This is a genomic window from Kitasatospora herbaricolor (genome assembly GCF_030813695.1).
In the GTDB taxonomy this organism is placed as follows: Bacteria; Actinomycetota; Actinomycetes; order Streptomycetales; family Streptomycetaceae; genus Kitasatospora; species Kitasatospora herbaricolor.
Genome location: NZ_JAUSVA010000002.1, coordinates 8,312,103 through 8,339,102, shown reverse-complemented (window position 1 = coordinate 8,339,102; position 27,000 = coordinate 8,312,103). Strand labels below are relative to the sequence as shown.

Sequence of the window (27,000 nt, the reverse complement as noted above, 5' to 3'; positions counted from 1 at the left end):
CCCGGCCGGGCAGACGGACCGTATGGCCACTGTGCACAAGGAGATCGAGCGCACCTACGCCGGCGCCCTCGCCCATCCGCTGTCGACCGAGCGGCTGCCGCAGGTGGCCGGGGTGCGGACCGGCGGCACGGAGCGACTCGACGCCGTCTACTTCGACACCCCCGACCTGCGCCTGCTGCGCCGGGGAGTCACCCTGCGCCGCCGCACCGGCGGCCACGACGCGGGCTGGCACCTCAAAACACCCGGGGAGGACGGCAGCCGGACCGAGACCCGCCTACCCCTGGCGGACGGCTCCGCCGGGCACCCGCCACCGGAACTGCTGGTGCGAACGGCTCTGGACGCCCGCGGCCGGTCCGTGGCGCCGGTGGTGCACCTGCGGACCCGCCGTGATCTGACCCTGCTGGTCGACGAGGACGGCCACACCCTGGCCGAGCTGGCCCGTGACACGGTCTCCGCCCGCGTCCTCGACGCAGCGCCGCCCTCGCCCGGGCCCGCCACGTCGCCGGACGCCGTCGACTGGGTGGAGACCGAGGTCGAACTGGTCGACGGCGGCACCGACCTGCTGGACGCGGTCGAGGCGGAGTTCCAGCGGTCCGGGCTGGAGAGGGCCGCCCGGCAGTCCAAGCTCGGCCACGCCCTCGCCGGCCGGCTCCCCGAGGGGGCGGACGCCGGCGGGTGGGCGCGCCCCGCCGACGGCGACTCCGTCGGGGGCCCGGCGAAAAGCGGCTCCGTCGGGGAGGCGCTCACCGGCTACCTGCGCGTGCAGGCGGCCGCGCTGCGGACACTGGACCCGGCTGTCCGGCTCGACGAACCCGACGCGGTCCACCGCATGCGGGTCCACGTACGCCGGCTGCGCAGCGCGCTGGCAGCCCACCGGCGGATCCTCGACCGGACGGCCACCGACCCGCTCGACCACGAGTTGCGCTGGTTCGGGAAGGTCCTCGGCCGTGCCCGGGACACCGAGGTCATCACCGAGCGTCTCGGCGGACAGGCCGAGGACCTCCCACCGACGGGCCACCCCGCCGAGACGGCGGCCCGCGTCCGGAGCTGGTCCGGCGCGCGGTACCGGGAGGCCCACCGTGCCACGGTGCGGGTGATGCACGGCCGGCGTTACTTCGACCTGCTCGACGCCGTGGACCGGCTGGCCGCACGTCCTCCGCTCAAGGGCCGGGCCTCCCGCGGCCGGGCCGAGGCGCGCCGCATGCTCGACCGGCAGCGACGGCGTACCGCCCGGCGGCTGGAGCAGGCGCTGGCCCTGCCGCCGGGCACGCCGCGGGACGGCCGGCTCCACCGCGCCCGCAAGGCCGCGAAGCGGGCCAGGTACGCGGCCGAGAGCGTGACCCCGTTCGCCGGCCGGCCTGCCGACCGGCTGCGCAAGCGGGCCAGGGGGATCCAGCAACCGCTCGGCGCCCACCAGGACGGTGTCATGGGCGAGCAGGCCCTGGCCGAGATCGCCTCCGCCGGCCCGGCCGACGACCGTTCCGCCTTCGGCCTCGGCATCCTGTACGCCCGGCAGCGCGCGGACGCGGCCCGGCAGGTCAAGCAGGCCGCCGAAGCCCGCAAGCGGCTCGCCGGCTGAACTCGAGCGGCCCGGCCCGGCCGGCGCACGGTGCCGTCAGCGGTGCCGTCAGTCGGCGCGGGAGTCCGGCAGGACGGCAGGGAGGTCGGGGTCGACGGGGAACACCTGGTCGGCGCCGGTGATCTCCAGTACTCGGGCCACGGCCGGGGTCGGACGGGCCAGGTGGAGCACCGTGCCCTGGCGTTCGGCGTCGATGCGGGCCTGCAGCAGGATGTTGAGGCCGGTGGAGTCGCAGAACGTGAGGCCGGCGAGGTCGAGCACCAACCTGGGTGGGACGGGACGGGCCGCCAGGGCCCGGTGCAGCACGGTGCGCAGGCGCGGCGCGCTGTCGTAGTCGAGTTCGCCGGTGATTTCGACGACCGGGCCGGCAGGGCTGTCCCGGTCGCCGGCGGCGAAGGGGCCTGCGGTGCTGTCGGTCATCGTTCAGCTCGCCCGCAGAGTGATTGCATGGGACAACCGTACTTGTCAGGAGCGGGCGTGCCTACACCGGCGCCGGAGCTGCTGTGTCCGCCGAGCGGGTGGGTGGGTCTTGGCCTGTCGCAGAGCCGGAGCGCTCCGGGGCGCTCCGGCGGCGGGAGCGGGCAAGGTGTCGGTGTGTCCGAGCACCCCAACCGTCGTCGTAGCCGTCCGGTGCGCAGCGGTGGCGGCGTGATCCTGTGGACGCGACACGCGCCTCGGCCCGGACGCGTCCTTCGGCGTGGGCCGGAGCAGGGTGGGCCGGAGCCGTCGGCGGTGGACACCCGCACGCCCTGACAACGGGGCGTGCGGCGAAGCTGCGGGCCCCGGTCCGTCCGGTCATGGACGGCCGCGCCCGTCCCGGACAGGGGCGGCGTCCTCCGACCGTGGGGATGCCGGTGAAGCGGCAGCGGTCGGAGCGGAACCGGCGCTGTCGCCCGACGCCGGGACGCTCGACGCCATGCCTGCGGGCCCGCCGGCCACCACGGCTGCTCCCCCGGCCCGTTCGTCGTCCGGCATCAGGCCCAGGGCCCGCAGGAGCAGGCGGCAGTCGTCCGCGTCGTGGGCGTAGCCGGCCACCACCGTCAACGCCCTGCGCGCCACGGGCCCGGGCACCGGCAGCATCTCACCGGTCACCGACTCCACCGTGTCGATGAGCGTCTGCAGGTCACGAGAGCGGGCCACGGACATCACCCCCTGGCAGTCAACTTCGGCCGGGTGGCCTTCCAGCCTACGACGCCTGCCGGGAGGCGTGAGAGGGGGCGCGCGGCCCCGCCACACCGGCGTCCGCCGAGGGCTGCCCGGCGCGCCCGGCCGAGGGGCGTCCGTGGATCCCGCGCCACGGCGGAGACTGGCCCCATGTCCCGAGACGCCCAAGGCACGCAGTCGCTCCCCGACCACGTCCGTCCCTACCTGCGCGAGCTGGTGGGGCGCACCCGCCGGATCTGCGGGGCCGATCTGGTCAGCGTCCTGGCCGTCGGCTCGCTGGCCCTCCGGGACTACCGGCCGGGGCGCAGCGATGTCGACGTGACGGTGGTGGTGGAACCGTCCGTGTCCCGTGCGGTGCTGCGTGGGCTGGTCGAGATGCTCGCCCACCCCCGGCTGCCGTGCCCGGCCGCCGGGCTGGAGCTGGTGGTGTACGACCGTGACTTCGCCGGCCGCGCGTCGGGCCGGGCCGGGTACCTGCTGGACCTCAACACCGGCCCGCTGCTGCCCGGGCGGGCGAGCTTCGACCCCGAGGACTCCCCCGCGTTCTGGTACGTCATCGACCGGTCCGTGGCCTGCCAGGCCGGGCTGACCCTGTTCGGCAGGCCGGCACGCGAGGTGATCGCACCCCCGACGGCGGCGGACCTGCTCGCGGCCGTCCGGGCGTCCGTCCGCGAGCACAGCGAGGGCGAGGGGCATCTGGCGGACAACCGCGTCCTCAACGGCTGCCGGTCGGTGGTGTTCTGCCGTACCGGGCGCTGGACGGCCAAACGCGCGGCGGGACGCGCGATCCGGGCGGCCGAGCCCGGCTTCCGGCCGGTCGTCGAGGCGGCGCTGGCCGCTCTGGAGCGCCCTCGCGGCGGGGCGACCGACCTGCCGGCCCCGGAGGTGCGGACCTTCCTGGCCTGGGTGCGCGAACGGGTGGACGAGGCCGCGGGGGCCGCCGGGCGCTGAGGCCGGCAGGGTGCGGCGGTGCTGGTCAGGATCCCGGGCACGGGGCGGGTGTCCACCCCGTGCCCGGGCGGCTCGGCACGGTCGCGCCGTCGGCCGCGGTGGCGCGGACAGCGCAGCGATGACGGGAACAGCGCTGCTTCGGGAGTGCGGACTTCACAGTCGCTCTCCCGCGGCGTCGCCCTCCTGCGGCCGAGTGACTGTCCGCGGGTCTGCCAGGCTGCACTTGGCCTGCGTACCCGCCCTCGGCGCGCCGGGTCAGTGCCCGAAGTGGAGTCGCCGGCGTGTGCGCGGCACGGCGCTGCCGCCGACCTCGTCGGTCGGCTTCGGCGCCGCCGGCTGTCCGGGAGCTCGGTCGCCCTGGCCGGCCCTCCCCGCGACGGCGACCCGGGCGGAGCGGATGAGCTGCCGACGCCGGCTCGCCCGGCCGGCGCCCAGCTTGATCATGGCGAGGGCGAGGCCGACCACCAGGGTCAGCGCCACACCGGAGAGGAAGATCGCGAGGCCGGTCATGGTGGCGATCTGGTGCCCGAGGATCGTCACGTCGTAGGTGGGACCACCGGTGTTGTCAGCGATCAACAACCCGACGAAGGCTCCGGTCGCCCCGAGCAGCAGAAGGCCGAGCAGCAACAGCATGGCGTACACCCTTTCGTCGAACGCCCCCCGGCTGTCCGGCATGCGTCTACCCGCCGATCGGGCCCTGAAGCCTCCGCCCGTCCGCCGCACCTCGCGGGGCGCCCCGGCGAAGACGGCCGGCCCCGACGGGCGACCGGGGCGAGGGAACCGGGCCCCGTCAGAAGTGGTCGGCTCCTGACCAGCTGTACCACCCGTCAGCGACCCGGGTGTACGCGTTGCGGTGCTGGGCGGGGCCGCCCAGCGGGAAGTAGGCGAATCCGTGGCGGGCGAACATGCCGGTTCCCGAGACGGCGAACTTCACTCCGCCGTCCACCAGTTCGGTGTCCCGCACGGAGTAGCCGCCGATCCAGGCCGGAGCGGTGGCGACCGAGCCCGTCGCGACCGCCCGTTCGGCGAAGGAGGTGAGCGCGGGCCGGGAAATCGCGAAGCGGGCCTCCCGCGGGACGTTGTTGCCGATCAGCAGCACAGCGATGCCGACGAGCAACGGCGCTGCCGCCCAACGCCACAGGCTGAACCGCTGCCCCGTGCCCCTCGCCACGACCGGGCTCGCTGCTTCCGGCTCCGGCTGTCGGGCGAGGATCACCTGCCAGGCGATCCAGGCGAAGGGCATCAGCACGAGTACTGCCAGGCCGACCGCCAGCAGGCCGTAGTCCTCGCCCGGGACGCTGAACCCCAGCACGAGCGCACCGGACGCCAACAGGCAGCCCGACAACACACTGTTGCCCGGCTGCCGGAATCGCTGCATGCCCCTGCGAGGGGTGGCCAACGGCGTAGCCGCCTCCGTCGGACCCGCGGCCGGCACCCCGGCCGCCGGAGCTCCGACCGCGCCGAGCAGCAGGGTCAGTGTCGGCACCAGGATTCCGGCACCGGCCGCCAGCACCACAAGCCTCCCGTGCCCCGGGCCCTCCGGCGTCGTGGCGAGGCTACCCAGCACCACCGCCAGAAGGAGCGGGCCCCAGTACCCGAACCTGAGCAGCCTGCGGACCACGGCGACCGTCCGTTCAGCGCCCGAGGAAAGAGAGTTCGCGATCATGGCGACCTTCCTACCAGGCATCGGTCCCCGCCCGAAAGGCCTGCCGGCGACGTCCTCGGGCGGGCCCGGCCCTGCTCGGTGCTTCCGTCCGACGGCCGAGCCGCATCCGGCAGAGCAGGCGCCGCGCGTCGATCAGCAGGCGCCGCGCGTCGGTCAGCAGGACCCGCTCCACGTACGCCCGGCCGGGGGTCCGGGTGAAGAGTCCCGATCGATGCCCGCGCCGCCGCGGTCGAAGTCGCCGAAGTCCTTCCGGGGCGCCGCAAGTGTGCGGTTGGGATTCCCGATCATTGCGTTACGGGAAGGCACTCGGCGAGCAGATCGACGACGTCGCGCCAGGCTCGCTGCGCGTGGCGTGGGTGATGGCCGACGCCGGGGACCACGGGGTGGTCGACCGGCGGGTGGTGGAACGCGTGCAAGGCGCCGCCGTAGACCACGAGCCGCCAGTCGACGCCCGCGGCCTGCATCTCGGCGGTGAACGCGTCCCGTTGCGCGGGCGGCATGATCGGGTCGTCCGACCCGACCCCGGCCCACACCGGGCAGCCGATGCGCGCCGCCTCACCCGGTCGGCCCGTGGTCACTGCGTTGACCGTCCCGATCGCGCGCAGGTCGACGCCGTCACGGCCGAGTTCCAGCGCGATGGCGCCCCCGGTGCCGTAGCCGACGGCGGCGATCCGATCGGGGTCGGTCCGCGGTTCGGCGCGCAGCACGTCGAGTGCCGCGTGGCCGATGTCCCGCATCCGGTCGGGGTCGGCGAGCAGCGGCATGCATCGGGCCAGCATCTCCTCGGGGTCACCCAGATAGCGCCCTCCGTGAAGGTCGAAGGCCAGCGCCACGTATCCCAGCTCGGCGAGGGCATCGGCCCGGTGGCGCTCGACGTCGCTGAGCCCCATGCCCTCGGGTCCGAGCAGCACCGCGGGCCGGCGGCCGACACCGGCCGGGACGGCGAGGTGCCCGATCATCGTCAGGCCGTCGGCCGGGTACTCGACCGTGCGCGTCGTCATCGTCATGTGACTGGACCGTAGTGACGGTCGAGTTCGGCCGGACCGGTGTTCACCGCCGGCGGAACAGCGCGGGTACGCCTCTGGAATGAGGCGACGGCTCACCGGATCCGTCCCGGACCCGTTCCCGGCACCCCGGTTCCCGAGCCGGTCACAGCGGTCCCCCGGCCGTCGATGACGTCCTGGCCCTCCCCGAGGACGCTGCCGGCGGTCCCACCGGGGCTCAGACGGGCGGGGCCGTCCTGTCCAGGCCGCGGGCGGCGACCAGGTGGGCACTGCCGTCGACCAGCCGGTAGGACAGGCCGACCACGGCCGTGCGGCCGGCTGCGACCGCGTCGGCGAGCGTGCGGGAGCGGTCGAGCAGCAGGTCGACGGTGTGTCGTATGTGCTCGGCGATGAAGTCGGCGTCCCCGGTGTGCCCGGCGGCTCGGGCTGCCAGCACGCTGGGTGTCACGCGCTCGATCACGTCCCGTACGTACCCGTCCGCAGTGGTGCCGTTTTCGACGGCGGCGCGGGTGGCAGCCACTGCGCCGCAGGAGTCGTGACCCAGCACGATCACCAGGGGGGAGCCCAGCACGCTCACCCCGTACTCGATGCTGCCCAGCACCTCGGGGCCCATGACGTGTCCGGCCGTACGGACGACGAACAGGTCACCGAGGCCACGGTCGAAGATGATCTCCGCCGCCAGTCGGGAGTCGGAGCAGCCGAACAGCACCGCGAACGGGCTCTGGCCCGGTGCGGTCTCGGTGCGTCGGGCGGCATCCTGGTTCGGGTGCTCGGGCACGCCGGCGACGAACCGCCGGTTGCCCGCCAGCAGCATCGCGAAGGCGTCGTCGGGCTCGATCTTCGGGGCGTTGTCCATGACGGCAGCCTACGATCAGGCCCGCAAGCCGGCCCGCCGGGGTCGACCTCCTGCGGGTCTGCGAAGGCGCAGCCTTTCGATCCGGTGCGGCCGCATGATCCAATGAGTCCATGGGGGATACACGAAGGACCTACGGACCGCTGGAACTCGTCCAAGGGCACTGGGTGGTGGGAGACTCCCAGCGGCCGGACGGTCGCTGGGTGGAGTTCCGGGCAGAGGGAATGGTCCGGCACGCCGGCGGCCCGGAGGAACAGTTGATCCCCTGGTCCAGGGTCATGCTGGGGATGACTGTCCAGATAGGGCATGGGACGAAGGGCTCGGCCTACCAGGGTGAGCTCGGGCTGACCGGCATACTCGGTGGTCTCCCCGGTCCCTTCAAGGGACGTGGGGGCGGCCACCTCGGTATGACCCTCCGCCACCCTTACGAGGACCGGAAGCTGACCTTCGACCGGCACGCCCGGTGGTACAGGCCGACACACATCCTGCTCCTGGCCGAGCTGATGACGCAGACGGTCGCCGCCGGCGACGCCCACCGGCTCGGCGACGCCGACTGGCTCGAACGGGCGGTCGGGCGCCTGGAGCTCGTGACGTCCTGGCCGATCGGCAGTCAGCCGGCGGCAGTGGTGGAAGCAGCCCTGAAGGACCGGCCCACGCCCTGACCGGCCGGGGCGGGCCGTCTTCGCAGGCGCGGGCCGTCGACCGGCGACGTCGCGGGCCGAGTCGACGGGCCGCGGATCGGCCCCGGACCGCTCTGGTGCTGCCGTCCCACCGTAGAACCCGGCACGCACCCGCACCCGCACCCGCACATGGCCGGAGGCCCCGGCCACGGCCCGAGCCGGGCTCACGATGTGCCGCACCTGGTCGTCGACCACCTCGACGTCGGCCCCGACGACGCCGGACCACCCGCCTGACCGCCGCCGCGTCGTCAGCCGCTACCGGTGGTGTCCGGCTCGCCCATGGCTCGCCGCAGCGCTCCGTCGACGTTCGCCGTGATCAGCCGGTTCAGTGCCCTGTCCAGCCGCGCCGCCGCCCGGTTCAGGCGGCGCGCGAGGCGGTCCGGGAGCTTGGGGATCGGGCGGTGGAAGAGCCGCGCGAGGGCCGCGGCCTGAGGGGGGTTCGTCACATCGGATGAACGCCGCTCGGCCCTCACCGGTTACGCGCCCCGCGGCAGTGCGCCGCCGATTGCACCGTCAGCTCCTTCGGACCCATGGAAGGCCCGGTCATGCAGGCGGCCTTCTCGGTGCCGGGGCGAACGGGGTGCAGGCGCCTCCTGCCCGGCCCCGGGCTCCCGATGCGAAATGATCGTAGGGGGCGCCAAACCCTCAAGGGGGCATGACGGGCGAACAGCGCATCGACACCCGACTTCTCGAAGAACTCGGCGAGCAGTGGCAGGACTTGAACAGCGACGCGCTGCGGATGACCCGGACCGGCCTCGCGGACTTCGCCGGACTTCACCTTCCGGCCCCAGGAACTGACGGTCGCCCCGGGGACCACGGTCACCGTCGTCAACGAGGACCGCACGCCGCACACCATCACCGCCACCGGGACCGCTCCCCGGGCCTTCGACACCCGACCATCGCCGGCGGCGCCGAGACCTCCTTCCCCGCGCCGACCGATCCGGGCACCCGCCGGTGTTCGTCAGGGGATGTCGCCGGCCCAGCGCAGGGCTCCGGGCCGGCCGGGTACGGGGTCGTAGAGGGACCGGCCGCGGGGGTAGCCGCAGCCGGGGCAGGTGAGGGCGAGGCCCTGTTCGCGTTCCTCCGCGCACAGCAACGCCGCGTCGACGAAGGCTCCGTCGAGGGGCCCGCCGATCAGCTCCAGGACGCCCGGGTCCTCGCCGGGCCGGCCCTCGTCCGCATCGGCTACGGACAGCCACTCCTCCAGCTCCGGCAGCCAGGACGGCCAGGACGGCTCGACCGGCCGCTCGCCGTCCTCCCCGGCGCTCATGGGGTCAGGCATCTGCATCCTCCTTCACAACCACGGCCGCCTCACGGGGCGCCCGGTGGGTCGCGTAGTGGGCGGCCTTCCACGGTAATGGATGTTCGAATATTTGTGCGAACGGAGACGGCGTGTCGGCGCGCCGGGTGGCGAGGAGGACGAGTCCCCCACCGGGGCCGGGTCCGGGCGTGCCCGGACGCTCGTGGATCGTCGGACACCTGCGGGTCGCAGCTCCCGTCGGAACCGGCGGCACGATCTCGCGATTCCGGCCGGGCCGCCCTCGAAGGAGCGCGCCTACGCTTCGTGGTCGCCCTCGCCACGGTGTTATCAATGACACATGGTCGAACAGCCCGACCGAGTCCGAACCGTATCGAAGCGGTCGCTGGCGGCGAAGAATCCTCTCGGGAAGACTCCTCGGAGCGTTGCCGGCCAGGTCTTCGTGCTGCAGGTCGTGGTGGTGGTGCTGCTCGTCCTCGGGGCGATCCTGGCGCTGGTCCTGGAGTCGCGGCACGCCAGCGACGCCGAGGCCCGAAATCGTTCGGTCGCCGTCGCGGAGACCTTCGCGCACTCCCCCGGCCTCCGCGAAGCACTGAAGTCCCCGTCGCCGACGGCGGTGCTCCAGCCCTTGACGGAGGAGACGCGCCAGCAGGCCGGGGTGGACTTCATCGTGGTCATGGACACCCACGGGATCCGGTACACGCACCCGTTGCCCGACCGGATCGGCAAACAGTTCGTCGGAACCATCGGCCCCTCGCTGGCCGGCCAGGTCTACACCGAGAGCGTGCACGGCCCGCTCGGCCACGAGGTCCAGGCGGTGGTGCCCGTCAAGGCCCCCGACGGGTCGGTCGTGGGTCTGGTGTCGGCCGGGCTCAAGGTCAAGAACGTCGCCTCGGCCGGCAACCGGCAGCTGCCCGTCATTCTCGGCACCGGCGCAGCCGCCCTCGCGGTGGCCACGACCGGGACCGCCCTGGTCGCCAGGCGGCTCAAGCGCCAGACGCGCGGCCTGGGCCCGGCCGAGATGACCCGCATGTACGAGCACCACAACGCCGTCCTGCACGCCGTCCGGGAGGGCGTGGTCATCGTCGGGCAGGACAAGCGGTTGCTCCTCGCGAACGACGAGGCGAGGGAGCTGCTCGGACTGCCGGCCGACGCGGAGGGCCGGTACCTGGGCGAGCTGCGGGGTCTCGACCCCGACACCGAGGAGCTGCTGCTCTCGGGCCGGGTGGCCACGGACGAGGTGCACCGGGCCACCGGCCGGTTGCTCGTGGTGAACCAGCGGCCGACCGACCGGCACGGCGGTTCGATGGGGACGGTCGCGACGATCCGTGACTCCACGGAACTCCTCGCGCTGGCCGGCAAGGCCGAGGTGGCCGGCAGCCGCCTCGCCCTCCTCTACGAGGCCGGGATCGGCATCGGTACGTCGCTCGACGTCGTGCGCACGGCCGAGGAGCTGGCCGGGCTCGCCGTTCCCGGCTTCGCGGACTTCGTCACCGTCGACCTCGCCGACCCCGTCCTGCACGGCGACGAGCCGAGCGGCACCAGGCTGGACCTGCGCCGGGTCGCGGTCAGCGGGATCCAGGAGGACCATCCCTTCTACCCGCGCGGCAAGCTGATCGACTTCGTCCCTTCGACCCCTCAGGCCCAGGGCTTCGGCAGCGGCCGGTCGCAGGTGGTGCCCGACCTGTCGGTCGCCCACGGCTGGCAGGCCCAGGACCCGGAATGGACGCGGCGGATCGTCGACCACGGCGTCCACTCGCTCCTCACCATTCCGGTGACCGCGCGTGGCATCATCCTGGGCGTCGCCAACTTCTGGCGGTCGCGCAAGCCCGGGCCGTTCGACGACGGGGACCGCTCGCTGGGCGAGGAACTGGTCGCACGGGCCGCGGTCAGCATCGACAACGCCCGCCGCTACACCCGCGAGCACGCGATGGCCGTGACCCTGCAGCGCAGCCTGCTGCCGCGCGCCCTGCCGGAGCAGAGTGCTCTCGACGTCGCGCACCGCTACCTGCCCGCACAGTCCGGAGTCAGCGGCGACTGGTTCGACGTGATTCCGCTGCCCGGCAGTCGGGTCGCCCTCGTCGTGGGCGACGTCGTCGGTCACGGGTTGCACGCCGCGGCCACCATGGGGCGCCTGCGCACCGCCGTGCACAACTTCTCCACCCTCGACCTCCCCCCGGACGAGCTGCTCGGTCACCTGGACGAGCTGGTGAACCGCATCGACCAGGAGGAGAGCGACAGCGGTACCGGGACGGGCGTCACCGGGGCCACCTGCCTGTACGCGATCTACGACCCGGTCTCCCGGCTCTGCACCATCGCGACGGCGGGACACCCCGTGCCCGCGCTGGTCGGGCTCGACGGCGGCGTCGTCTTCCCCGAGCTCCCCGTCGGCCCCCCGCTGGGGGTGGGCGGCATGCCGTTCGAGACGACGCAGGTGCGTCTGGCCGAAGGCACCCAGATCGTGCTCTACACGGACGGCCTGATCGAGGAGCGCACCCGCGACTTCGACGTCGGCATGGAGCTGCTGCGCGAGGCGCTCTCGCACCGCGACCGGCAGCCCGAGGAGAACTGCCGGGCCGTCCTCGACGCCCTGCTGCCCGAACGGCCGCAGGACGACGTCGCACTGCTGATCGCGAAGACCCGGGTGCTCGACGCCGACCGGATCGCCGAGCGCGAGGTCCCGTCCGATCCGGCCGCCGTCGCCGACGTGCGTGCGTGGATCACCGCGACGCTGGACCGGTGGGACCTGGCCGATCTGACGTTCGGCACCGAACTGGTTCTCAGCGAACTGGTCACCAACGCCATCCGCTACGGCTCCCCGCCGGTGCGGGTGAGGCTGCTGCGCGACCGCAGCCTGATCTGCGAGGTCACCGACGGCAGCAGCACCTCCCCGCACCTGAAGTACGCGGCGACGACGGACGAGGGCGGCCGCGGGCTCTTCCTGGTGGCCCAGCTCACCGAGCGCTGGGGCACCAGGTACACCTCGCAAGGCAAGATCATCTGGGCGGAGCAGCCACTCCCCGCCCCTGACGAGGCCCGGGCGTGAAGAGGAGGGGACCGGACCCCCCGGCGGCACGTCCGCCGGCGGGACCTGCGCCCGGAAGCTCCCGGCGCCCAGAGCCGGCGGACAGCGGAGACGGCCGCGACCGAACGCGTTGTGGGGGCCGGCCGGGCCAGCCGCCGTGGGACCCCACTCGGCGGATCACCCGGACACGGTCCGGATCCTGCGGCAGCTGCTCCTGGTCCGTGGTCCGGGCGGCCTGCTCGATCGGCTGGGTGCGGCCGTGCGGAACCGGCGCCGGTGCCGGTGCAGGTCGAGCGCCGGGTTCACGAAGTGGTGAGGGTGCCGAGTACGTCCTTGGCACAGGCGATGGCGGCGGCCTCGGCGGTGTCACCGGGCACGTCCTTGAGGGCCGGGCCGGAGTGGGTGGACGCGGAGTACCTGACGGTGACGAGCGCGTTGTGCCGGACCGCCGTGAGGTCCACGTGGCCGAAGCCGCTGTAGGAGATGTAGAGCAGGGTCGCCTGGTCGCCGAGGCCGGGAACGGCCCGGTCGTCGGTGATCTTCGCACCGGTGCCGGTCGCCGTGGTCCGGCCGGTGGTCAGCATCTGCTGGTAGAGGCTCACCGCGAGCGGGGACAGCATGACGCCGACCTGCGCGTCGACGTAGCCGGAGTCCTTGCTCGTCCACATCCCCCTCGACGAGGTCGCACCACCGACGGGGGTCGGCGCGGTGCAGGTGCCTCCCTTGATGTAGCGCTCGACCGTCTCGGGGCGCAGCAGCGCACAGCCGTCGACCAGCGTGGTGTAGTCCGCGGTGGCCGGGCCGGCCGGACCGGAGGAGGCCGGCGGCCCGCCGGGGACGGTCGCCGCAGTGGTCACCGCGGCGGTCGGCGTGGCGGTCGGCGCCGGGTCGACGAGGTTGGCCACCAGGCTCAGGGTGAGGGCGACGGCGCCGGCCCCGGCGGTGAGGCCGCCGAGCAGCCAGGTCCACCGTCGTGCGGGGCCGGCGGGGCGCAGGTCCGCCGGGTCGGGGAGGGTGGCCGGGGTGGGCTGCCCGGGCAGGAGGCGGGTGGCCGCGGCGGTCGGCAGCGGCTGCGTCGCGGGCGGTGTGTCCTCGATGTCGGCCATCTCGTGGTGAACCTTTCGGAGGCGGGTCAGCTGCTGGGCAGGTGGTAGGCGGTCAGCGTGGCCCCGTAGCCGACCAGCAGGGCCGAGTCCTGGAGGAGGACCTGCGGATCGCCCGGCTGCCGGGCGAAGGTCTGCTGCCACTGCGGCGTGCCGCCGGCGGCGGTGAGCGCCTGCAGGGTGGTCCCGCCGGCGGCGGTGGGTGCGGTGAGGAGGACCTGCTTTCCGGCGGAGCCCCGGACGGTGGCGGCGCCCTGGGACGACTGCCAGGTCCAGACGCTGCGCCCGGTGCGCAGGTCGGTGCCGGACGCGCCCCGTGGCCCGCCCAGGACGAGCACCCCTGCGGCGTCCGCGATCCCGGTGACGGAGCCGCTGTGCGGGCCGCTCCAGAGCCGGGTGCCCTCGGCAGGATCGAAGGCGGCCGTGTCGACCCGCCCGTCCGGGGCCGTCGCGGTCCCGTACGGCAGGCAGGTGATCACGCCCTCGCGGAGCGAGAGCGAACCCTGGTAGGCGCCGGCGTACATCGTCGCGGAGGCGGACGGAAGGCCGGTGGGCCGGCTCCATGCGGTGGCGCCGTCCTGGCCGTCCACCGCGGCGAGAGCCAGGTCCGAGGTCAAGGCGTACAGCCGGCCGCCGGTCGGCGGTGTGTACAGGTCCTGGGCGTCGAGCGACCAGCGCCGGCGCCCGGTCGCGCGGTCGAGCACCGTGAAGTGGAACGCGCCGCTCGTGGCCTGGTCCGAGAGCGTCGTCACGACCAGCAGGCCCGCCGAGGCCATGCCCTGGAGACGGTAGGAGGTGCCGAGCGCGGCGCCGGTCCAGAGCCGGTCCCCGCCGGTCGCGTCGTAGGCGTGCAACGCGCCGTCCTTGCCGGTGACCAGCAGCAGGCCGGACATGGGCAGGGCGAGGGACTGCGCACCGGGAACGGTGTCGGCCGAACGCCAGAGCGTCGTGCCGTTGCGGGCGTCGCGCGCCTGCACCAGGCCGGCCGAGTCCACGGTCCACACCCGGCTGCCGTCGCCGACCGGGAGGATGCCGGTCTCCGCGGTGCTGCTCCACAGCGTGTGCCCGTCGGTGCGGTCGTAGCCGACCACTCCGGTGCGGTCCGCGCACACCACCGCCGCCGGTCCGCAGCCGACCGGAGTCATGCCGGCCCGGGGGAGCGTGACCGACCAGGCCTTCGGGGGCGCGCCGGCGCCCGGGCCGGGCCACAGCAGCTTGGCCGCGCCTCCGGTGGCGGCCGTGGCGAGCAGGGCTCCGCCGAGGACGAGCAGGCGCCGCCGGGTGCCGTTCGGGTCCCTCAGCACCCGGTCCAGGTCCCGCTCGCGTCGGCGCACCGTCCGCTCGGCCCCGCCCATCCAGTCGGTGCCGACCGCCGGACCGTACCGGAAGGCTGCGGCGAGTTCGGCCGGAGCGGGCCGCCGGGCCGGGTCCCGGTCCAGGCAGCGCACCAGCAGTCCCACCAGTTCCGGCGGCACCCCGTCGAGGTCCGGGAGCTCCTCGGCGGACCGGTAGATCAGCACCGCCGCCGGCCCGTCGCCGAAGGGTGGGCGTCCGGTGGCGGCGAAGGCCAGGACGGCGCCCAGTGAGAACACGTCACTGGCAGGGGTGAGGTCCTCACCCGCCGCGTGTTCGGGGGACATGAACCCGGGGGTGCCGATGATCTCACCGCTCGCGGTGGGCAGCGAGTCCACCATCGGCTTGCTGATGCCGAAGTCGATGACCCTCGGACCGTCCCGGGTGACCATGATGTTCGAAGGCTTCAGGTCGCGGTGGATGATCCGGGCACGGTGGATCGCGGCCAGCGCCTCCACCAGCCCCGCCCCCACGACCTGCAGCGCGGGACCGGTGAGCGGGCCGTGCCGCTTCACGGCCTCGTGCAAGGACGGGCCGACGACGAACTCGGTCGCCAGCCAGGGGATTTCCGCCTCGGTGTCGGCATCCACCACCGCCACGGTGTAGGCCCCGTTGACCGCCCCGGCCGCCGCCACCTCCTGGGTGAACCTGCGCCGGAACTCGGCATCGGCGGCGTACTGCGGCTGCACGGTCTTCACCGCGACGGGGCGTCCGCTGTCGGTGGTGGCCAGGTACACGTCGCCCATGCCGCCCGCGCCGAGCCGCCGAAGGACGCGGTAGGGGCCGACGCTCTGCGCGCTCATGCGCCGCCTGCCCGGAAGGCGCGCAGCGTGGTGGCGGAGCCGCAGTAGAGCGTTCCGCCCTTGGCCGCGGTGGTCCACGGGCCTTCGTCGGAGGCGGCCTTCGCCACCCAGCGGATCGTGCCGTCGGCTGCGTCCAGGACGGCTGCCCCGGACGTTCCGTCACGCAGGGGCACACCGAAGAAGCCGTCCCCGGCCGACGGTGTCCGGAAGTCGACGCCTGTGCCCGCCCCGGTCGTCGCCATCACGGTGGTGTGCCACAACCCCTTGCCGGTCGTGACGTCCAGACAGTAGGCGCTGCCCTGGGCCCCGGAGAGCAGCAGCCGGCCGTCGCCGAGGGCGCAGCCGAAGACCGCCTGCGGGACGGCGGGAGCCGCCCAGCGCTGCTGCCCGGTGGCCGGGTCCAGCGCGGCGACCGCGGTGCCGCGGAGGATCAGCAGCAGTTCGCCGGTGCGCAGCAGCCGCAAGGGTGTCCCGGTGCCCCCTGACGTGAGGCCGGTGACCTGCCAGTGGGGCGTGCCGGTGCGCAGGTCGACCGCGTGGATGACACCGCTGTCCTCGTAGTAGCAGCGGCCGTCGGCCACCAGGCCCATCGAGCTGCCCGAACCGCCCTGCATGCTCTCCATGTCGTGGGCCATGGCAACCGCCATGCTCTGGGTGATCTCCTGCTCCCACAGCACCGCCCCGCTGCTCAGCTCCGCGCCGGCCAGGACCCCGCCACCGGTGAGGGAGGTCTGGCGGGCGAGCACCACCGTCCGGCTGTCCGCGCCGAAGACCCGCAGGTTCATCGCGGCTTGGCCGCGCTGATCGGCGGGCACGGTGAGCGGGCCCTGGTGGCTCTCGCCCCCGGCGTTCAGCCACACCAGGTTCGCGAAGCCCGGGGACGTTCCGTAGATCAGGTCGTTCTGCACCTGGAAGAACTGCACGTCCTGCCGGGACCAGGCCTGACGCCCCGTCGCCCCGTCGAAGCCGGTCGCGGCCTGCCCCTGGTTCCACCACACCGGGGTGGCGCCGAGCACGGACAGTTGGTGGCCGATCGTCAGACCGCTGATCGGAGTGCTCCACAGTGGTGCCGGAGCGGCGGGCGGCGGGCCGGAGCCTGCCGCTGCGGCTCCCCACGCGTCCACGGCCTTGCCCACCGTCGCCGCGCGACCGGCCGACCGGGCGCGATCGGCGAGCAGCAGCGGCACGCCGACGGCGGCGGCCACACCCGCGCCGAGCCCGGCGCCGAGCCCGAACAGGCCGCGGCGGCTGAGCGACTGCCAAGTCCGCACCGGCAGCGGGGGCGGGTCGGCCTGCGGCGCGCCCAGATCGCTCTCCGCCTGCCGCTCCCGGGTGTCGAGGTCGGCGAGCAGCGACGGGCTCAGCAGCGCCGCCGGATCGGCCGGGGCCAGTGCGCTCAGCACGGCCTTCGCGGTGGGCCGTCGGGCAGGGTCCTTGGCCAGGCAGGAGGCGACCAGGGCGAGCAGCGTGGCGGGCACCCCGGAGAGGTCCGGCTCCTCGTACACGACCCGCCGGTTGACCTGGGCGGACTCACCGCTGCCGAACGGCGTGCGGCCGGTGAGTACGTACACCAGCAGGCAGCCGAGCGAGAACACGTCGGCCGCACCGGTGGTGGCGGAGTCGGCGACGATCCGCTCGGGGGCGACGTAGCCGGGTGTGCCGCACACCATGCCGGTCCGGGTCAGGTGCGCGGCGTCGAAGGCGCGGCTGATCCCGAAGTCGATGACGCGTGGGCCGTCCCGCGCGATGAGCACGTTGCCCGGTTTGAGGTCACGGTGCACCACCCCCGCCGCGTGGATCGCGGCCAACGCCTCGGCGAGGGCGGCTCCGAGGGCCCGTGCTCCCGCCTCGCCGAAGGTGCCGAACCGCAGGACCACCTCGGCGAGGTCCGGCGCGGGTAGGTAGGACGTGGCCATCCAGGGCCGACGACCGCGCGGCTCCGCGTCCACCACCGGCGGCGTGTGGAACCCGGTCACCCGCCGCGCGGCCTCGACCTCCTGCTGGAAGCGGCGCTGGAACTGCGGGTCCTCGGCGTACTCGGCCCTGATCACCTTCACCGCGAGCAGTCGCAGTCCGGGCGAACGGGCCAGGTACACCTCCCCCATCCCGCCTGCACCCAGCAGCCGCAGCAACTGGTGCGGGCCCACGAACACAGCCTGCTGCGTCCGCATGCCCTCGGCGTTCCTGTCGGCCGCCACCAAGCCTCCCCAAGCGTCCAGCCGTCATTGCCGACAGACACAGTGACACGTACAACTCATCCGGCGGGCCCCTTTCGCACAGTCGAAGGACTGCTCCGGCGCGGGCACGAAGTCACCGGCGACGTCGGCGGCGCGCGAGCGGGACGAGGGGAGCCTGGCCCCCGCAGGGCACCCCCCGCCGGGCCTGGCGTGCCGCCCCAACTCCGCTGCACGTCTTGCGGATGTCCCTGACACGTGACTGCTCACCCGTGAAGATGCCCGTACGGCAGACAGCGCAGCGCTCTTAGGTCTGACCGGGGGAACCGTACCGGCAGCGGGGGCCGCCCTGTTCTCCCCCCTTGCGATCACCTCGGGCGCCCCAGGCGCTCGGTCGGCCCGATCGATCCGATCGACCCGATCGACCCGGCAACGGACCGTAACGATCTCGCAACGGAGTTTGAACTTCCCGCCCCCCATGGCGGATCCTCCGACATGAAGGCTCCATGCTCAAACATGCTTGACATGCTCTCATATTGAGCATGTTTAATCATCTGAGCTCCACTCATGGATGCCAGCCCTTCCGCTCGAAAGCCCTGCATTCCCTGTGCGCAGACCTGCCCCCGGAACCGGTCCGAACGTGCAGGTACGGCAGCGGCGGTGAAAGCGAGCCTGTCGACCGACGTCAACGAGCAGCTTCGGGGCAGCGGTCCGGAGTGACCTGGCCCCGGACATCCCGCGGACGGCGTTGCGCCGACCAGGCCGCTACGACCTGGACCGATCCGGACCGGCTCGCACCGACGAGGGACCGTCGGCGCACCCGGCCACCTACTGAAGGAGCCCGGTTTGAAACGTTCTCTCCGACTCTGGCCGCTCACCACCTGCGCGATCGTGCTGGCCGGTCTGGTGCTGGCCCCGCCGGCCGCTCAGGCCTCGACCACCGCGACCAGTGCCTCGGGCGGCGCACTGGCCATCACTCCCCCCATGGGCTACAACAACTGGGCCAGCACGGGCTGTTCGACCAACAACCCGAACGCCGGCGACGTCGGACCGTCCGAGACGCTCATCCTGAGCCAGGCCACATCCCTGGTCAGTTCAGGCCTGGCCGCCAAGGGCTACAAGACGGTCACGATCGACGACTGCTGGATGACCGGCTCCCGCGGCGCAGACGGCAACCTGGTGGTGGACCCCGCCAAGTTCCCGAACGGCATGGCCCACATCGGCCAGCAGCTCCACAACCAAGGCCTGGCGTTCGGCATTTACGAAGACATCGGCAACTGGACCTGCGGCGGCTTCCCCGGCGACTACAACCATTTCCAGCAGGACGCCGACCTGTTCGCCTCCTGGGGTGTGGACTACGTCAAGCTGGACGGCTGCAACATGCCTTCGGCCGACAACAACCTCGCCGGCTACGCCAAGGACTACGCCGCCTTCGCCGCCGCGCTCAAGAACAACGCCAGCCACCGCGACATGGTCTTCTCCAACTCCGCCCCCGCCTACTTCTCCATCGGCCCGAACGACCTGAGCCCCTGGTACTCGATCATCGACGCCTCCACCGCCAGCAGCCAGCTCTGGCGCAGCGGATACGACGTGAAGATGGCCCACGCCGCCGGAAACGCCTGGACCAAGACCGGCAACCAGGCCGGCGTGCTGACCCAGTACGGCTACAACACCGAACTGGCCCGCTACTCCGGCCCCGGAAACTGGAACGACCCGGACTTCCTGATCCCCGACCAGCTGACCGACGCCGAGACCCGCAGCCAGATCGCGCTGTACTCGGTGACGTCGGCGCCGCTGATCCTGAGCACCGACATCCCCACCCTGTCCGCGGCTTCGCTGACCGCCCTGAAGAACTCCGACATCGTCGCCGTCGACCAGGACGCCCTGGGCGCCGGCGCGGTGCGGATGAGCGACGGACCGGCCAACTCCGGCAGCGGCACCGAGCTCGTCGCCAAGCCGCTGTCCGACGGCAGCCTGGCCGCCGTCGTGATGAACAAGGGCTCCGCAACCCAGACCAGCTACAACCTGAGCCTGTCCGCCCTCGGCCTGGACACGGCCACCAGCGGTTGCAGCTACACCGTCAAGGACTTGTGGGGCAACCAGGGCTGGACCGGCAACTCATCCACCGCCTCCACCGGATCGGTGGCGCTGGCGAACATCGTCAGCCACGACAACGCCATGCTGAAGATCACTCCGAACAGCAGCTGCACCGCGTACAGCCCCACGGGCCAGATATCCTCCAGCCCCCGCGGCATCAGCAGCGCCCCGCTGTGCCAGGAACGGTACGGGTCCACCACCGCGGTGGACATCGCCGCCTGCACCGGTGCGACCAAGCAGCAGTGGCAGATGAAGGCCGACGGCACCGTCCGTCTGGTGGAGCCCGGCGCAGGCGGAACCGCCCAGTGCCTGACCGCCCCGTCCGGCACCACGACCAGCGCCGTCAACGGCCAGTCCGGCATGTGGCTGCGGGTCGACACCTGCGGCGCCGCCGGGGACGCCGGTTACCAGAACTGGACCTACGGCCGCGACGGCAACCTGATCCTGGCCGGATCCACTGCCAACGCGGGCCGGTGCGCGGACGTCTACGGCGGAACCACCGGCGCCCCCGGCACTCCGGTCGACCTCACCGTCTGCGCGGCGGCCCCGGACTCCCTCAAGGCGGCCCAGGTCTGGGCGGCACCGGTCGGCGCCACCACCTATCAGGCCGACCGCGCCGGCACCCTCGGCGGCCAGGCGCAGGTCTCCTCCTGCGGCACCTGCCCCGACGGCAAGCTCGTCGGCTTCATCGGCGGCACCACCAACAGCGGCACCTTGACGTTCGCCAACGTCAAGGTCGCCACCGCCGGTACCTACCAGCTGCAGATCGACTACATCAACGGCGACACCAGCGCCCGCACCGACGACATCACCGTCAACGGCGGCACCGCGACCCCCGTCAGCTTCCCCACCGACAACAGCTGGACCACCGTCCAGTCGAAGCTGGTCACCGTCGGCCTGCACGCCGGCACCAACACCATCAAGTTCAGCAACCCCAACGGCTGGGCCGCATCCGTGACCACCCTCTCCGTCCCCACCCTCCCCACCGGCCGGCTGTACTACGCCGACACCGCCGGAACCCTCGGTGGTGGCGCCCAGGTGGCCGACTGCTCGACCTGCCTCGACGGCAAGCTGGTCGGCAACATCGGCGGCACGAGCAACACCGGCACTCTGACACTCAACGTCACCGCCGAAACCGCCGGCACCTACCAGCTGCAGATCGACTACATCAACGGCGACCCCGCCCCCCGGACCGGGAACATCACCGTCAACGGGGGCACCGCCAACCCCGTCAGCTTCCCCAGCAACGGCAGCTGGACCGTCCTGCAGAACAAGACCGTCACCGTCATCCTCCAAGCCGGAAACAACACCGTCCAGTTCGGCAATCCCACCGGCTGGGCCGCCTCCGTCTCCACCGTCACCGTCTGACGGCGGACACCGGACCGTTGCCGCCCGGCGCGCTCGCCCGGGCGGCAACGCCTTGCCATGTTCCGCCCACCGAGCGACCGCCGGCCAGGGTCCGCCGCGAGACCCGGACGGACCAGCCACCAAGGGCCTCGTGACGCCCACGCGCGGCGGAGCCGTGTCGGGCGCAGTCGCCCACGCCCTGCCACAGTTCCTCGCGCTGACGACGGCGTCTCCCAGCCGGCCGCCAACTTCGCAGCATCACCACCAACCAGGCCTGGGTTGCCCCGTACGGCGCCCCTCCCGGCGGCTGACCCTCACCAGTCCGCCTTCTGCGACGGTCGCACCGTCGCAGAAGGCCCTTCCCCGTTGTGCGCGGGAGTATCGGGAATTCGGCTGGTCAGGTCGTTGCGGCGCCGTCGGCGACGAGGCCGTCCACGGCGAGGTAGATGGCAGGTGGGGTTTCCCGGCGGTGGGTCCAGCGAGCCAGGCCGCCGGCCCGAGCGTACGCGAAGCCGGCCGCCAGGGTCCGCAGCCGGCTCCCGGGCCTGTCGGGAACTGCGAAGCCCCGGGTGAACGGACCGGATCTGGTTCCCGGGACCGTAGCGGGAGTCCGCCGGCCCGGTACGCCCCGAGGTCGGTGACCAGCGCGACTGACGGACGGCTTCTCCGTGGTCCAGTTTGGTGACGTCCACCAGCGGTCCGTCCAACGGGCCACCCGCCTGCTCCCCACCCGCCTACTCCCCCACCCGCGGTCTCCAGGCTTGTGAGGCCGCGGAACGGTGCAGCCGGCGGGGCCCAAGGCGGAACTGCCGGTGCCGCGCGCTGTACGCACGGCAATCGACCGGAGCCGACCCGCCGCGCACCGAGGCGGGCGGGGCGGACCCTCTCCGGGCTGACGGAAGATCACCATCACCCTCGGTCGGTCCCTACGCGTGGTCGAGGCACCTTCGTGTCGGGCCTCCGATCCGTCTCCCCGCGCCCCGCTTCCGTCGACTCACCGTAGCTCTGGTTCCACTGCGCAACGACAGGCCTGCCGTGTTCGACGGACAGCCGACTGACGGTGGCGGTGTCCAGGCGGAACAGACTGCCGGCTGCCGGGGGAAGGCCGAGCCGACGGGCTGCGAGCACCCGCAGGAAGTGCCCGTGGCCGACCACGACGACAAGGCGCCCAGCTGCGTCGAGGTCACTGTGCAGGGAGGCCAGCACGCGGTCCGCGCGCGCACCCACGTCTTCGGGGCCCTCGCCCGGCTGGTCGTTGCCGGGCGGTACTCCGTCGCGCCAGAGGCTCCATTCGGGGCGTCGTCGGAGGATGTCGGCCGTACGCAGTCCTTCGTACGCCCCGTAGTCCCATTCGCACAGGTCGTCGCAGATCTGCGGGTTCGGCAGGCCTGCCAGCTGTGCGGTGTGCGTCGCCCGGGTACGGGGGCTGGTCAGAACGCGCGCGATGTCGAGAGTCCGCAGTGGCATGGCGAGTCGCATCGCCTGCTGCTCTCCGCGCGCGGTGAGTGGCACATCGGTGATGCTGGTGTGCCGGCGGTTGACGGTCCATTCGGTTTCGCCGTGGCGGACGAGGAGGAGGTCACCCATCGGGCGCACCGGATTCCCCCCCCCCGAGAGTGATCGTCGGTGGCGGCCGACGGGCGCGGGACGCCGGTCCCGGTGGCGCCGCGCGGGCCGGTCATGGAGTCACGCTCCACAGTGTGTCGACGGGGGCCGCGATCGCGCTGAGGAGGCGCGTGGTCGCGACGGTCATGGCTGTGCGGGCGTCACTGAGGTAGCCACGAGGGTCGCCCCCCGGTGGTTCGTTGCTGAGGCGCGTACAAATGGCTTGTGTCATGGCGATGTTGAGGGCGGTGCCGAAGTTGATTTTGGTGATGCCGCCCGCGGCGGCGGCAAGAAGTTCGCTGTCGGGCAGGCCGGAGGAGCCGTGCAGGACGAGCGGCACACGGACGCTGTCGCGCAGCCGGCCGAGGAGGTCGCGGTCGATGGTCCCGGTGCCGGGGGTCATGGCGTGGGTGCTGACGACGGCGACGGCGAGGGCGTCGATCTCCGTGTCCTCGATGTACCGGGCAGCCTGGGCAGGGTCGGTGCGCGCGCCCGGTGCGTGGGCGTCGGGCGGGCCCTGGCCGTCCTTGCCGCTCACTTCGCCGAGTTCTGCTTCGGCCCAGATGCCGTGGGCGTGGGCCCAGTCCGCGGCACGGCGGGTGGCCGCCACGTTCTGGTCGTACGGCAGGTGGGCCGCGTCGATCATCACGGAGCTGATGCCGCAGTCGGCGGCGGCCGGGAGCAGGTCGAGATTCCTGACGTGGTCGAGGTGCAGCGCCACCTCGACGCGGGCGGCGCGGGCCACCGCGACGGCTGCGGCGGCCAAGGGAGCGAGGCGGCCGAGCCGGTACTTGACGGTGCCCTCGCTGATCTGCAGGATGACGGGTCGGCTGGCGGCTTCGGCGCCACTGACGACAGCCTCGATGTGTTCGAGGGTGATGACGTTGACGGCGGCGACCGCGGTGCCGCTGGAGGCTGCGCGGTCGATGAGGTCGCTGGTGGCGGCGAGGGGCATGGTGCTCCGGGGCGGGTGAGGGTGGGCGGCGGGTCAGAGGGCTTCGACGCGGACCGCGGGCAGGAGAGCCTGGTGGAGTTCGCGGTCGAAGTGGCCTGCGTAGGGCGCGACGACGGTGGCGGCCGACAGGGCGACGGCGTCGGCGAGAGCCTGCGGCCAGGGGGCGGCCGCGGAGAGCGAGGCGGCGAGGGAGGCGACGACGGCGTCGCCGGCACCGGTGGGATGGCCGCGCATGGTGAGGGAGCCGGGCAGGGAGGCCCGCCATGTGCCGTCGGTGGTGACGGCGAGGATGCCGGCCGGTCCCACTGAGGCGACGACGTTGCGGGCTCCGCGGTCGGTGAGGGCCCGGGCGGCGGCCAGTGGGTCGGTGGTTCCGGTGGCGGCGAGGAGCTGGGTGGCCTTGAGCTTCACGAGGGTGGGCCGGGCATCCAGTGCGCCGGTCAGGGGCGGCCCGTCGGCGTCGAGTATGACCGGCAGGCCGCGTTGGCCGGCGAGGACGACGAGCGTTCGGTAGGAGTTCGGGGGCAGGCCTGCGGGAAGACTGCCGGAGACGACCAGGGCCCGGGCGCCGGGCAGCAGGCCGTGGACGACACCGGTGAGAGCATGCCACCAGCCGTCGTCGGACGTCTGCGCGGCCTCGTTGAACATGGTCATGTCGTGGTCGTCCACGACGGCGACGCTGCGGCGGGTCGGTGCGCCGCCCGGGACCAGGCAGTGGGTCACGCCCGCGCGCTGCAGGTCGTCCTGGACGGCGATGCCGTTTGGGCCGGCGAGCGGGAGCACGGCCGTGGTGCGGCGTCCCAGCGTGGTCAGCACACGGGAGACGTTGACGCCCTTGCCGCCGGCCTGTTCGTGCGCCGCGACGACACGGTGCGTGGGGTTCGCGCGGAGGCCCCTCACGTTGTACGTGACGTCGAGTACGGGGTCGGCGGTGACGGTCACGATCATCGAAGGCGTCCTCCCACGTCGGCGCGGACGGTGATCAGGTCGAGCGCCGCCAGGCCCGCACCGAGGCAGCCGGCCCGGTCGCCGATTTCGGCCAGGGCCAGGGCCGGGACGACGGTGACGACGGCCCTGGAGGCCATCGCGGCTCGCAGGGGCGACAGGAGGAGGTCGCCGGACTCGGCGAGCCCTCCGCCCAGCACGATGAGCGGAGGGTCGAGGATCGTCGCGGTCTGGAGCAGTGTGTCGGCGAGCGCGTCGACGGCCTGCTCCCAGACGCGGAGGGCGGCTTCTTCGCCGTCGGCGAGCGCGGCCTTGATACCGGTACCGCCGACGTCGATGGCGATGGCCCTGGGGGCTGCGGCGCTCATGCCGCGGTCAGGACGACGGAGCGGGTGCGGCGGCGGGTTCGGTCCGGGTCGAGGCCGCGGGCCCTGGCCAAAGTGGCGGCGCGCCCCCGGTGGTGGGGCCGGCTCGCACGCTCGGCTTCTAAGCGGGACAAGGATTCTCCAGATGGTGGTGGCGGTGCGGGTGCTACTTGACGGATCCGGCGGTGAGGCCGGAGACGACCTTGCCTTCGATCAGGCCGAACAGGACGATGACGGGGAGGATGGCGACGACGGATCCGGCGAAGAGGTAGTTCCACTGGACGGTGTAGTTGCCGATGAAGTTGTTGATGCCGACGGTGAGGGGCTGGCCCTCGGGGACGGTGGTGAGGCGCAGGCCCATCACGAACTCGTTCCAGGCCGAGATGAAGGTGAAGATCAGGGCGGTCACCAGGCCGGGCATGGCCAGTGGCAGGGTGACACGGCGCAGGGCGCCGAAGCGTCCGAGGCCGTCGATCTGGGCGGCCTCCTCCAGTTCGACGGGGATGGAGGAGATGTAGGCGGTGAGGATCCAGATCGCGAACGCGAGGTTGAAGGCGGCGTTGCAGATGATCAGGGTCCAGAGCGAGTTGAGCATCCCGAACTGGTAGAACTCGCGGTAGAGGCCCACGATCAGCGAGGTGGGCTGGAACATCTGGGTGACCAGGACGAGCAGCAGGAAGAGGCTGCGGCCGCGGTACCGGACACGCGCGGTGTAGTAGGCGGCGGGCAGGGCGACCAGCAGGACGAGCAGGGTGGAGCCGGCCGCGACGAGCAGGGTGACGCGCAGGTTGGCGCCCAGGGTCGACTCACGCCAGACGTCGATGAGGTTGGACCAGGCGAAGTGGCTTGGTAGGTAGGTGGCGTCGCGCAGTTCGTCGGCGGGCCGGAGCGCGGTGATGATCATTTCTGCGTACGGCAGCAGGAACAGCAGCGCGAGGAACCAGGCCGTGACGGCGAGCAGAGCGGTGCGGCGGCTGATCGCCGGCCGCTTCGTACCCGCGCGGCGCGGGGACGCAGAGACGTGGGATGTCGTGCGGGGCCGGGCGGCGGCAGTGTGAGTGGTCATCAGTTCTCCTCGTTCCAGCGGCTGGCCTTGAGGAAGGCCAGCACCATGACCACGATCAGGCCGAAGTTGACGACGGACATGGCGGCGGATTCGCCGATGTCGGTGTTCATCAGCTGGAAGGCGAAGACGGTGGTGGTCGCGGTCGCGCTGTTGGGGCCGCCCTGGGTCATGCCCCAGATGACGGGGAAGGAGTTGAAGACGTTGATCAGGTTGATCACCAGCGCGACGAGCAGGGCCGGGCGCAGCATGGGCAGGGTGATCAGGCGGTAGGTCTGCAAGGTGCTGGTGCCGTCGACCTTGGCGGCCTCGTAGACCTCGGCGGGGACGGTCTGCAGGCCGGCGAGGATGGTGTAGGTGGTGAACGGCAGCGACACGAACACCGCGACCAGGACCATCCAGGGTTTGGCGGAGCCGGGGTCGCCGAGCCAGTCCTGCGGGCCGTCGATGATCCCGAGGTCGGTCATGACGGTGTTGAGGACGCCGGCGGTGCGGTCGAGCATCCACTTGAAGCCGATGGAGGTCATCAGCACGGACGCGGCCCAGGGGGCGATGAGTGCCCAGCGGGTGAGGCGGCGGCCGGGGAAGTTCTGGTTGAAGAGCTGGGCCAGGGCGAGGGAGAGGACGATGGTGACGGTGACGACCGCGACGGTCCACAGGGCGGTCCAGAGGAGGACCGGGGCGAAGCCGGGTTCGTCGAAGAGCTTGCGGTACTTGTCGAGGCCGGCGCTGCCGCGGACGAAACCGCTGGTGCTGATCCGCAGGAACGAGGTGCGGACCATCTCGACGACGGGCCACAGGACGACGAGCAGGATCAGGGCGATGGCCGGCCCGATCCACGGCAGCGGGCCGGCGCCGCGGCGTCGGCGGGCCTTCGCGTCCGGGCGAGGAGGGCAGGGGCCCTTGGGATCCTTGAGGTCCTTGGGTGGAGTGTGTGATGACACGGGGATGGTGCCCTTCGAGGGTGCGGGTCGAGCCGGGCGCCGGCCGGATGGGTCAGGGACGGCGGC

The 27,000-nt window shown here is 72.8% G+C and carries 22 protein-coding genes; 5 read left to right on the top strand and 17 right to left on the bottom strand.

Annotation, left to right across the window (positions count from 1 at the left end; translation table 11 throughout):
* Positions 1-22 precede the first annotated feature (22 nt).
* Positions 23-1,579 (top strand): CYTH and CHAD domain-containing protein, encoded by a 1,557-nt coding sequence (locus tag J2S46_RS36120; protein WP_191293277.1) that lies wholly within the window; start codon positions 23-25, stop codon positions 1,577-1,579.
* Positions 1,580-1,627: 48 nt separating this feature from the next.
* Here the strand turns inward: J2S46_RS36120 and J2S46_RS36115 are convergent, their stop codons facing one another.
* Both J2S46_RS36115 and J2S46_RS36110 read right to left on the bottom strand, forming a co-directional pair.
* Complete coding sequence (locus J2S46_RS36115) at positions 1,628-1,999, bottom strand: STAS domain-containing protein (RefSeq protein WP_191293278.1); 372 nt, start codon at positions 1,997-1,999, stop codon at positions 1,628-1,630.
* A 375-nt stretch (positions 2,000-2,374) separates the two neighbouring features.
* On the bottom strand, positions 2,375-2,719 hold the full coding sequence (locus J2S46_RS36110; protein ID WP_191293279.1) for a hypothetical protein: 345 nt from the start codon (positions 2,717-2,719) through the stop codon (positions 2,375-2,377).
* Between the two features lie 174 nt (positions 2,720-2,893).
* On the opposite strand from J2S46_RS36110, the gene J2S46_RS36105 reads away from it, so the two are divergent.
* Positions 2,894-3,694, top strand: a complete 801-nt coding sequence (locus J2S46_RS36105; protein WP_191293280.1) for a nucleotidyltransferase domain-containing protein — start codon at positions 2,894-2,896, stop codon at positions 3,692-3,694.
* A gap of 255 nt (positions 3,695-3,949) precedes the next feature.
* On the opposite strand, the gene J2S46_RS36100 is transcribed toward J2S46_RS36105, so the two are convergent.
* From J2S46_RS36100 to J2S46_RS36085, 4 genes are all read right to left on the bottom strand, one after another.
* Positions 3,950-4,369 carry a hypothetical protein gene (locus J2S46_RS36100; RefSeq protein WP_191293281.1) on the bottom strand — a complete coding sequence of 140 codons (420 nt, stop codon included), beginning with the start codon at positions 4,367-4,369 and terminating at the stop codon, positions 3,950-3,952.
* Positions 4,370-4,484: 115 nt separating this feature from the next.
* Positions 4,485-5,360, bottom strand: a complete 876-nt coding sequence (locus tag J2S46_RS36095; protein ID WP_191293282.1) for a hypothetical protein — start codon at positions 5,358-5,360, stop codon at positions 4,485-4,487.
* 284 nt (positions 5,361-5,644) lie between these two features.
* A complete protein-coding gene (locus J2S46_RS36090) occupies positions 5,645-6,367 on the bottom strand; it encodes a dienelactone hydrolase family protein (RefSeq protein WP_191293283.1) in 723 nt (240 codons plus the stop codon).
* A 214-nt stretch (positions 6,368-6,581) separates the two neighbouring features.
* Positions 6,582-7,220, bottom strand: coding sequence for a carbonic anhydrase (locus J2S46_RS36085; RefSeq protein ID WP_191293284.1), 639 nt, complete (start codon positions 7,218-7,220; stop codon positions 6,582-6,584).
* Positions 7,221-7,330: 110 nt separating this feature from the next.
* On the opposite strand from J2S46_RS36085, the gene J2S46_RS36080 reads away from it, so the two are divergent.
* The gene (locus J2S46_RS36080) at positions 7,331-7,879 is read left to right on the top strand and encodes a hypothetical protein (RefSeq protein ID WP_191293285.1); all 549 of its coding nucleotides are present in this window, start codon (positions 7,331-7,333) and stop codon (positions 7,877-7,879) included.
* A gap of 266 nt (positions 7,880-8,145) precedes the next feature.
* Here J2S46_RS36080 and J2S46_RS36075 read toward each other — a convergent pair whose 3' ends face one another.
* On the bottom strand, positions 8,146-8,343 hold the full coding sequence (locus J2S46_RS36075) for a hypothetical protein (protein ID WP_191293286.1): 198 nt from the start codon (positions 8,341-8,343) through the stop codon (positions 8,146-8,148).
* A gap of 515 nt (positions 8,344-8,858) precedes the next feature.
* A complete protein-coding gene (locus J2S46_RS36070) occupies positions 8,859-9,179 on the bottom strand; it encodes a hypothetical protein (RefSeq protein ID WP_191293287.1) in 321 nt (106 codons plus the stop codon).
* Positions 9,180-9,495: 316 nt separating this feature from the next.
* Here J2S46_RS36070 and J2S46_RS36065 point away from each other — a divergent pair, with 316 nt between their 5' ends.
* Entirely contained in the window at positions 9,496-12,201 is a 2,706-nt protein-coding gene (locus J2S46_RS36065) for a SpoIIE family protein phosphatase (protein WP_191293288.1), read from the top strand.
* A gap of 281 nt (positions 12,202-12,482) precedes the next feature.
* On the opposite strand, the gene J2S46_RS36060 is transcribed toward J2S46_RS36065, so the two are convergent.
* Genes J2S46_RS36060 through J2S46_RS36050 form a run of 3 tightly spaced genes read right to left on the bottom strand, consistent with a single transcriptional unit; the run spans position 12,483 to position 17,637 of the window.
* Complete coding sequence (locus J2S46_RS36060; RefSeq protein WP_191293289.1) at positions 12,483-13,286, bottom strand: hypothetical protein; 804 nt, start codon at positions 13,284-13,286, stop codon at positions 12,483-12,485.
* Positions 13,287-13,312: 26 nt separating this feature from the next.
* Positions 13,313-15,439 (bottom strand): protein kinase domain-containing protein, encoded by a 2,127-nt coding sequence (locus tag J2S46_RS36055; protein ID WP_191293290.1) that lies wholly within the window; start codon positions 15,437-15,439, stop codon positions 13,313-13,315.
* Entirely contained in the window at positions 15,436-17,637 is a 2,202-nt protein-coding gene (locus tag J2S46_RS36050) for a protein kinase domain-containing protein (RefSeq protein WP_191293291.1), read from the bottom strand. Before J2S46_RS36050 ends, J2S46_RS36055 begins: the two co-directional genes overlap by 4 nt.
* 822 nt (positions 17,638-18,459) lie before the next feature.
* Here J2S46_RS36050 and J2S46_RS36045 point away from each other — a divergent pair.
* Positions 18,460-21,078: a CBM35 domain-containing protein gene (locus tag J2S46_RS36045; RefSeq protein WP_191293292.1), complete on the top strand. Its 2,619-nt coding sequence runs from the start codon at positions 18,460-18,462 to the stop codon at positions 21,076-21,078.
* An 888-nt stretch (positions 21,079-21,966) separates the two neighbouring features.
* On the opposite strand, the gene J2S46_RS36040 is transcribed toward J2S46_RS36045, so the two are convergent.
* The 6 genes from J2S46_RS36040 to J2S46_RS36015 all read right to left on the bottom strand — a co-directional run bounded on the left by J2S46_RS36040 (position 21,967) and on the right by J2S46_RS36015 (position 26,934).
* Positions 21,967-22,644 (bottom strand): histidine phosphatase family protein, encoded by a 678-nt coding sequence (locus J2S46_RS36040; protein ID WP_191293293.1) that lies wholly within the window; start codon positions 22,642-22,644, stop codon positions 21,967-21,969.
* A 91-nt stretch (positions 22,645-22,735) separates the two neighbouring features.
* A complete protein-coding gene (locus tag J2S46_RS36035) occupies positions 22,736-23,617 on the bottom strand; it encodes a class II fructose-bisphosphate aldolase (RefSeq protein ID WP_191293294.1) in 882 nt (293 codons plus the stop codon).
* Positions 23,618-23,650: 33 nt separating this feature from the next.
* Positions 23,651-24,565 carry a 1-phosphofructokinase family hexose kinase gene (locus J2S46_RS36030; RefSeq protein WP_191293295.1) on the bottom strand — a complete coding sequence of 305 codons (915 nt, stop codon included), beginning with the start codon at positions 24,563-24,565 and terminating at the stop codon, positions 23,651-23,653.
* Positions 24,562-24,930 (bottom strand): ROK family protein, encoded by a 369-nt coding sequence (locus tag J2S46_RS36025; RefSeq protein WP_191293296.1) that lies wholly within the window; start codon positions 24,928-24,930, stop codon positions 24,562-24,564. Before J2S46_RS36025 ends, J2S46_RS36030 begins: the two co-directional genes overlap by 4 nt.
* A 163-nt stretch (positions 24,931-25,093) precedes the next feature.
* Positions 25,094-25,993 (bottom strand): carbohydrate ABC transporter permease, encoded by a 900-nt coding sequence (locus J2S46_RS36020; protein ID WP_191293297.1) that lies wholly within the window; start codon positions 25,991-25,993, stop codon positions 25,094-25,096.
* The gene (locus tag J2S46_RS36015; RefSeq protein ID WP_307352405.1) at positions 25,993-26,934 is read right to left on the bottom strand and encodes a carbohydrate ABC transporter permease; all 942 of its coding nucleotides are present in this window, start codon (positions 26,932-26,934) and stop codon (positions 25,993-25,995) included. The genes J2S46_RS36020 and J2S46_RS36015 overlap by 1 nt, the downstream gene beginning before the upstream one ends.
* Positions 26,935-27,000: the final 66 nt, after the last annotated feature.

Coding starts and splice junctions, on each gene's coding strand:
- J2S46_RS36120 (WP_191293277.1), top strand. CDS start 23: ATGGCCACTGTGCACAAGGAGATCGAGCGCACCTACGCCGGCGCCCTC.
- J2S46_RS36115 (WP_191293278.1), bottom strand. CDS start 1,999: ATGACCGACAGCACCGCAGGCCCCTTCGCCGCCGGCGACCGGGACAGC.
- J2S46_RS36105 (WP_191293280.1), top strand. CDS start 2,894: ATGTCCCGAGACGCCCAAGGCACGCAGTCGCTCCCCGACCACGTCCGT.
- J2S46_RS36100 (WP_191293281.1), bottom strand. CDS start 4,369: ATGCCGGACAGCCGGGGGGCGTTCGACGAAAGGGTGTACGCCATGCTG.
- J2S46_RS36095 (WP_191293282.1), bottom strand. CDS start 5,360: ATGATCGCGAACTCTCTTTCCTCGGGCGCTGAACGGACGGTCGCCGTG.
- J2S46_RS36090 (WP_191293283.1), bottom strand. CDS start 6,367: ATGACGATGACGACGCGCACGGTCGAGTACCCGGCCGACGGCCTGACG.
- J2S46_RS36085 (WP_191293284.1), bottom strand. CDS start 7,220: ATGGACAACGCCCCGAAGATCGAGCCCGACGACGCCTTCGCGATGCTG.
- J2S46_RS36080 (WP_191293285.1), top strand. CDS start 7,331: ATGGGGGATACACGAAGGACCTACGGACCGCTGGAACTCGTCCAAGGG.
- J2S46_RS36070 (WP_191293287.1), bottom strand. CDS start 9,179: ATGCCTGACCCCATGAGCGCCGGGGAGGACGGCGAGCGGCCGGTCGAG.
- J2S46_RS36065 (WP_191293288.1), top strand. CDS start 9,496: ATGGTCGAACAGCCCGACCGAGTCCGAACCGTATCGAAGCGGTCGCTG.
- J2S46_RS36060 (WP_191293289.1), bottom strand. CDS start 13,286: ATGGCCGACATCGAGGACACACCGCCCGCGACGCAGCCGCTGCCGACC.
- J2S46_RS36055 (WP_191293290.1), bottom strand. CDS start 15,439: ATGAGCGCGCAGAGCGTCGGCCCCTACCGCGTCCTTCGGCGGCTCGGC.
- J2S46_RS36040 (WP_191293293.1), bottom strand. CDS start 22,644: ATGGGTGACCTCCTCCTCGTCCGCCACGGCGAAACCGAATGGACCGTC.
- J2S46_RS36035 (WP_191293294.1), bottom strand. CDS start 23,617: ATGCCCCTCGCCGCCACCAGCGACCTCATCGACCGCGCAGCCTCCAGC.
- J2S46_RS36030 (WP_191293295.1), bottom strand. CDS start 24,565: ATGATCGTGACCGTCACCGCCGACCCCGTACTCGACGTCACGTACAAC.
- J2S46_RS36025 (WP_191293296.1), bottom strand. CDS start 24,930: ATGAGCGCCGCAGCCCCCAGGGCCATCGCCATCGACGTCGGCGGTACC.
- J2S46_RS36020 (WP_191293297.1), bottom strand. CDS start 25,993: ATGACCACTCACACTGCCGCCGCCCGGCCCCGCACGACATCCCACGTC.